Genomic DNA, 5,969 nt, shown 5'->3' with positions numbered 1-5,969 from the left:
GAGTTTGGACCGTGTCTCAGTTCCAATGTGGCCGATCACCCTCTCAGGTCGGCTACTGATCGTCGCCTTGGTAAGCCGTTACCTTACCAACTAGCTAATCAGACGCGGGTCCATCCTGTACCGCAAAAGCTTTGATAAGAAAGCCATGCGACTCTCCCATATTATCTCGTATTAGCATACCTTTCGGTATGTTATCCGTGTGTACAGGGCAGGTTACCCACGCGTTACTCACCCGTCCGCCGCTCTTCTCCGAAGAGAATCGCTCGACTTGCATGTGTTAGGCACGCCGCCAGCGTTCATCCTGAGCCAGGATCAAACTCTCAAATAAAAGTTGTTACCTGCTCAGACTATCATTATCTGAATATCTGGCTTGGTTGTATTCGATTCTTTAAAGAATCATTAGTTATATAAATTAACCTACTGTTTAATTTTCAAAGTTCATTCCTTATAACTTCCTTAGTTTATCAAAGTAATTTTACTTTGTCAACTCTTTTCTGTTGTTTGCCTTTTTCTTAAGGACAAGTAATACTATATCACCTTAGTTTTATATGGTCAATACTTTTTTCAACATTTTTTTCATCTTAATTTTACTTTATATTTTATCATTTTATGTTATCCACATATTAACAACTTATTAACATTGAAATGTTAAGGTTCTAATTTTTTTATCCACAATACTAACATAATTATTAACATTTTTCTTTATAATATTTATTGTAAATAAAAAAAGCCATAGGCTAAAATTATATAATTTGGCCTATGACTTTTAAATTATTTAGCTTCACATAAATCTCTTTCGATATATTCTTCAGCTAATATTATTTTCTTTTCTTTTAATGTTTTTTTTACATCTATTATTCTTTGATTAGAAGAACCTCTAAATTTTAAAAATATGTCTTTTTTATCATTTTCAAATTTACCATCTACTAAAACATCTATATATTTCAATAAGTTTAGATTTTTAAATCTATTTGGATTCCTATCGTTTAAAAGTTCTTCAAATTTAAATCCTGTGTAACTCCATACATCTAAATTTTTGTCTTTTGCTTCTTTAGCAATTTCTTCTAATGCCTCAGGTTGTAAAAATGGTTCTCCTCCAGAGAGAGTTATTCCTCTTTGTAATTTTAATTTATTTAATTTATCAATTATTTCTTTTGTGTCTACTTCATAGCCTCCTCTTAGACTATGTGTTTGAGGATTATGACATTCTTCACAGTTATGAATACACCCTTGTGTCCATATAACCATCCTTAATCCTGGACCATCAACTATACTATCAAAAGTAATGGGTGCTGCTATTCTTATTTTCATAACCTATTCCCCTTTCATTACTTATGCTTTATTCTGTCACGAACTTCTGCTTGCTTAGCATTATTAAATCTATCTACAGTACCTACTAAATATCCTGTTATTCTTCTTATTCTTTCAAACTTTATACTACTGTCTTCTTCATTTCTTCCGCAATAAGGGCATATATTACCTTCTATAACCCCTGAAAAACCGCATATTGGATCTCTATCTACAGGGTGATTTATACTACCATACCCAATTCCTTCTTCTTTCATAGCTCTTATTATAGTTTCAAAAGCCTCTAAATTATCTGATGGATTGCCATCTAACTCTATATACGTTATATGTCCAGCATTAGTTAGGTTATGATATGGAGCTTCAAGTCTTATTTTATCAAAGGCACTTATCTTATAATATACTGGTATATGGAATGAATTAGTATAGTACTCTTTATCTGTTATACCCTTTATATCACCATATATCTTTCTATCCATCTTAGTAAACCTTCCTGATAATCCTTCTGCTGGAGTTGCTATTAATGAGAAATTCAGTCCATACTCTTTACTTGCTTCATCCATCCTATTTCTCATATGCCCTATTATTTTTAAACCTAATTCTTGAGCTTCTTCACTTTCACCATGATGCTTTCCTATAAGGCCTATTAAACATTCCGCTAGACCTATAAATCCAACTGTTAATGTTCCTTGCTTTATTACATCTTTTAATTTATCTTCTGGTCCTAACTCTGAAGAACCTTTCCATACTCCTTGTCCCATTAAGAATGGGAAGTTTTTCATTTTTTTATTACCTTGTATTTCCATTCTCTCTAGCAATTGTTCTATTACTAAATTAATTTTCTCATCTAATTCTTCAAAAAATCCATCTATATCTACAACTTTTTTGCTTATTAATCCATGTTTAATACCTAACCTTGGAAGATTTATAGTCGTGAATGATAAATTACCTCTTCCACTTACAGTTTCTTCACCACATTCATTTCCAAGTACTCTAGTTCTACATCCCATATATGTAGCTTCTGTTTCAGGATTTCCTTCTTCGTAATATTTTATATTGAAAGGAGCATCTAAAAAGCTAAAGTTAGGGAATAACCTTTTAGCAGATACCCTACAGGCTAATTTAAATAAATCATAGTTTGGATCTCCTGGGTTTAAACTTATTCCTTCCTTAACTTTAAATATTAGAATTGGGAATATTGGCGTTTCACCATTTCCAAGTCCACTTTCAAGAGATAATAAAAGATTCTTAGTGACCATTCTACCTTCTTCAGTAACATCTGTTCCAAAATTCACACTAGAAAAAGGTACCTGAGCACCTGCCCTAGAGTGCATAGTATTAAGATTGTGTATAAAGGCTTCCATAGCTTGATAAGTTCTTCTATCTGTCTCTCTATAAGCTTCTGAATATGCAAATTTTTGTATATTTTCTACAAATGCTTCATCTAATCCTAATTTATCTATTAACTCTCTAGTCTCTTCTTGTTTATATTCATCTTCTATTTTTATACTTAATCTAGTTTTAAGTCTATACTCGATATCATTTACTATACACTTTATTGAGTCTGTCTTATCCTCATATTTAAATAATTTAATAGCCTTTGACATATTATCTATATAGAACTTTTTAAAGGTCTTATATACACCTTCTGCTAGACCATAATCAAAGAAAGGTATACTTTGTCCACCATGTTGATCATTTTGATTACTTTGAATAGCTATAGCTGCTAATGCTGCATAGCTTATTATATCGTTTGGCTCTCTTAAAAATCCGTGTCCTGTTGAGAATCCACCTTTGAATAACTTATTAATATCTATTTGACAGCAAGTTAAAGTACCCATATTTAAGAAATCCATATCATGTATATGTATATCTCCATTATCATGAGCATATGAGTGCTCTGGCTTTATTACATGAGTTTTACAAAACTCTTTAGATACTGTACTTCCATATTGAAGCATAGTACCCATCGCAGTGTTTCCATCTATATTAGCATTCTCTCTTTTTATATCTGCATCATTTGCATCTTCAAAAGTTATCTCTTCAATAGATTTCATAAGTCTTGTTTTTGAATTTCTGATTCTACTTCTTTCTGTTCTATATATTATGTACTCTTCACTAGTTTTTGCATGACCTGTTTCTATTAACACTTTTACTACTGCATTTTGAATATCTTCTACTCCTGGAATTGAATTTATATACTTTTTATTCAATAACTTTATGACTTCTTGTGTTAATTCTTCCGCTATATTATAATCTGCTGATTTCCCATCTTGCTCAGCTATTTTACTTGCAGCTAAAAATATAGCTCTAGTTATCCTATCTGGGTTAAAAGGTATTATTCTTCCATCTCTTTTCTTAACATAATTTATCATTTTAAAACGCCCCCTAATTACTATATATTGTATTTATTCCATTATTTTTTACTACATATAGTGTTTAAACTTAAAAAAAATCCCCTTTAATCTTTTAAAGGGACTGTCTCGATGTTTACTTAAATAGAGTAGCAAATTTAGAAATTTTAGTCAAACTAACCTAAAGCATTGAAATTGCTATGTGGATAATTTGAAGCTTAGTATTTGTAACATATACAAAAAATATTATTTTTTTATTTTTTTTGTAATTTATTCATATTTAATAATCTTATTCATATACTTACTACGACATAAAACTTTGAAAATCAAAATGTTATTACTTATGCCAAAGTTATAATTACAACTTTAGGTTATCCAATATAACCTAATACATTAGTAATTAATATAATTTATTTTATACTGTAAATAATATAATATTATACATTAATTACTAATATATATATTTACTATATTGGTCAATCAAATTCCTCTTTAATTTTAATTATTTGTAATATTAATTTATCAATATAATTTTCAAATATAATAGATTTTTTAATATTATAATAATTATATTTGAATATAAATTACACTTTTTTAAATATAATTATTACTTATACCTAATAAGTCAACTTTAATAAAGAAAGGAGATTTTATGTTATCTAAAAGATTAGAAACGTTAACCCCTTCCTATACTTTAGAGATAAGTTCTAAAATTAGGCAACTTAAAGATCTTAATCTAGATGTAATAGATTTGAGTATAGGAGAACCTAATTTCAACGTGCCTGTTAGAGCTAAACTTTACGGAATAGAGTCATTAAATAACAATTATACTAGATATGACGCTGTAACTGGAATAAAACCTTTAAAAGAAGAAATTTGTAAAAAGCTTTTAAAAGAAAATAATTGTACCTATTGTCCAGAAGATATAGTGGTATCTAGTGGTGCAAAACATTGCTTAACAAATACGCTGCTCGCCTTGACTAATCCAAATGATGAAGTGTTAATCCCTATACCGTATTGGGTAAGCTATCCAGAGATTGTCAAAATAGTAAATGCAATTCCAGTGTTTATACACACATCTAAAGATAATTCTTTTAAAATAAAGGCCGAAGACTTATCTAGGTGTATAAGTAAAAATACTAAAGCTCTTATATTGAACAACCCAAATAACCCTACAGGAAGTATCTACACTAAAAATGAGTTAGAAGAGATAGTAGAGATTTGCTATAAAAATAATATATACATACTAGCTGATGAAATATATGAAAAAATATGTTATAAAGATAATTTTACATCAATAGCATCTATAAGTAATTTAGCTAAGGATATAACAATAACAATTAATGGCTTTTCAAAATCAACTAATATGACTGGTCTTAGATTAGGCTATACAGCATCTAATAGCTCCATAGCAAAAGCTATAAGTTCTATACAAGGTCATTCTGTATCACATCCTTGTATTACATCTCAATACATAGCCTATGGAGCTCTAAAGGAATGTAACTCAGATATAAATCAATTCGTAAATGAGTATAAATTAAGAAGAAAATTGATCTGTACTAAACTAGATTCAATTAATGATATAAGTTATATAAAGCCTTATGGTGCTTTCTATGTATTTATAGATATATCCAAACTAAAAAATACATTAAGCTATAATGGAAGTTTTTCATTAGAATTTTGTAGTAAATTTTTAGATACTTATAATGTAGCTGTTGTTCCAGGAATAGCTTTTGGATTAGATGATTATATAAGAATTTCTTTTGCCTGTGATGAATCTGTTTTTTTGGAAGGTGTAGATAGACTTGATAAATTTATAAATTCTTTTTCTTAATCTAAATTCATTTAAACATTACACTTTAATAAAAAGTTTATAAACTATATTTAGATGTTAATAAAAATTTTATTGATTTAAAAATACAAAAGTATAGGTTTATTTAAACCTATACTTTTTATAAAATAAAAAAGATTACGTGGCTACGTCTTACTCTCCCAGGGGGTCGCCCCCCAAGTACCATCAGCGCTAAAGAGCTTAACTTCTGTGTTCGGTATGGGAACAGGTGTATCCTCTTTGCTATAATAACCACATAATCTTTATCTGGAGCGGGTGAAGGGGATCGAACCCTCACAGCCGGCTTGGAAGGCCGGAACTCTACCATTGAGCTACACCCGCATATTTAGTTTTATTAGTACTTTCAAAACTGTATACCATTTAGATTCATCATTTAAATGAGGTCAAGTCCTCGACCTATTAGTATCGATAAGCTAAATACATTACTGCACTTACACCTTCGACCTATCAACCAGGTA

Annotated in this window: 3 protein-coding genes, 1 tRNA gene and 3 rRNA genes; 1 reads left to right on the top strand and 6 read right to left on the bottom strand. The window is 29.7% G+C overall.

What is annotated here, in order from left to right; translation table 11 throughout:
- From ABHC41_RS14530 to ABHC41_RS14520, 3 genes are all read right to left on the bottom strand, one after another.
- Positions 1-328, bottom strand: a 16S ribosomal RNA gene (locus ABHC41_RS14530); the annotation flags it as partial.
- A 443-nt stretch (positions 329-771) separates the two neighbouring features.
- On the bottom strand, positions 772-1,311 hold the full coding sequence (gene nrdG, locus ABHC41_RS14525; protein ID WP_092921864.1) for an anaerobic ribonucleoside-triphosphate reductase activating protein: 540 nt from the start codon (positions 1,309-1,311) through the stop codon (positions 772-774).
- 17 nt (positions 1,312-1,328) lie between these two features.
- On the bottom strand, positions 1,329-3,680 hold the full coding sequence (locus ABHC41_RS14520; protein ID WP_166506198.1) for an anaerobic ribonucleoside triphosphate reductase: 2,352 nt from the start codon (positions 3,678-3,680) through the stop codon (positions 1,329-1,331).
- 631 nt (positions 3,681-4,311) lie between these two features.
- Here ABHC41_RS14520 and ABHC41_RS14515 point away from each other — a divergent pair.
- The gene (locus ABHC41_RS14515; protein ID WP_166506197.1) at positions 4,312-5,493 is read left to right on the top strand and encodes a pyridoxal phosphate-dependent aminotransferase; all 1,182 of its coding nucleotides are present in this window, start codon (positions 4,312-4,314) and stop codon (positions 5,491-5,493) included.
- 137 nt (positions 5,494-5,630) lie between these two features.
- On the opposite strand, the gene rrf is transcribed toward ABHC41_RS14515, so the two are convergent.
- The 3 genes from rrf to ABHC41_RS14500 form a co-directional block, all read right to left on the bottom strand.
- Positions 5,631-5,747: ribosomal RNA gene (gene rrf, locus ABHC41_RS14510) — 5S ribosomal RNA — on the bottom strand.
- A gap of 11 nt (positions 5,748-5,758) precedes the next feature.
- Positions 5,759-5,832: transfer RNA gene (locus ABHC41_RS14505), tRNA-Gly, on the bottom strand.
- A 58-nt stretch (positions 5,833-5,890) separates the two neighbouring features.
- Positions 5,891-5,969 (bottom strand): 23S ribosomal RNA (locus ABHC41_RS14500); the annotation flags it as partial.

Origin of the sequence: Romboutsia sp. 1001216sp1 (assembly GCF_039841805.1) — a bacterium.
Classification (GTDB): domain Bacteria; phylum Bacillota; class Clostridia; order Peptostreptococcales; family Peptostreptococcaceae; genus Romboutsia_C; species Romboutsia_C hominis.
Note: the sequence above shows the minus strand (reverse complement) of the source record. Positions and strands in the feature narration are given on the sequence as shown.

Coding starts and splice junctions, on each gene's coding strand:
- ABHC41_RS14520 (WP_166506198.1), bottom strand. CDS start 3,680: ATGATAAATTATGTTAAGAAAAGAGATGGAAGAATAATACCTTTTAAC.
- ABHC41_RS14515 (WP_166506197.1), top strand. CDS start 4,312: ATGTTATCTAAAAGATTAGAAACGTTAACCCCTTCCTATACTTTAGAG.
- nrdG (WP_092921864.1), bottom strand. CDS start 1,311: ATGAAAATAAGAATAGCAGCACCCATTACTTTTGATAGTATAGTTGAT.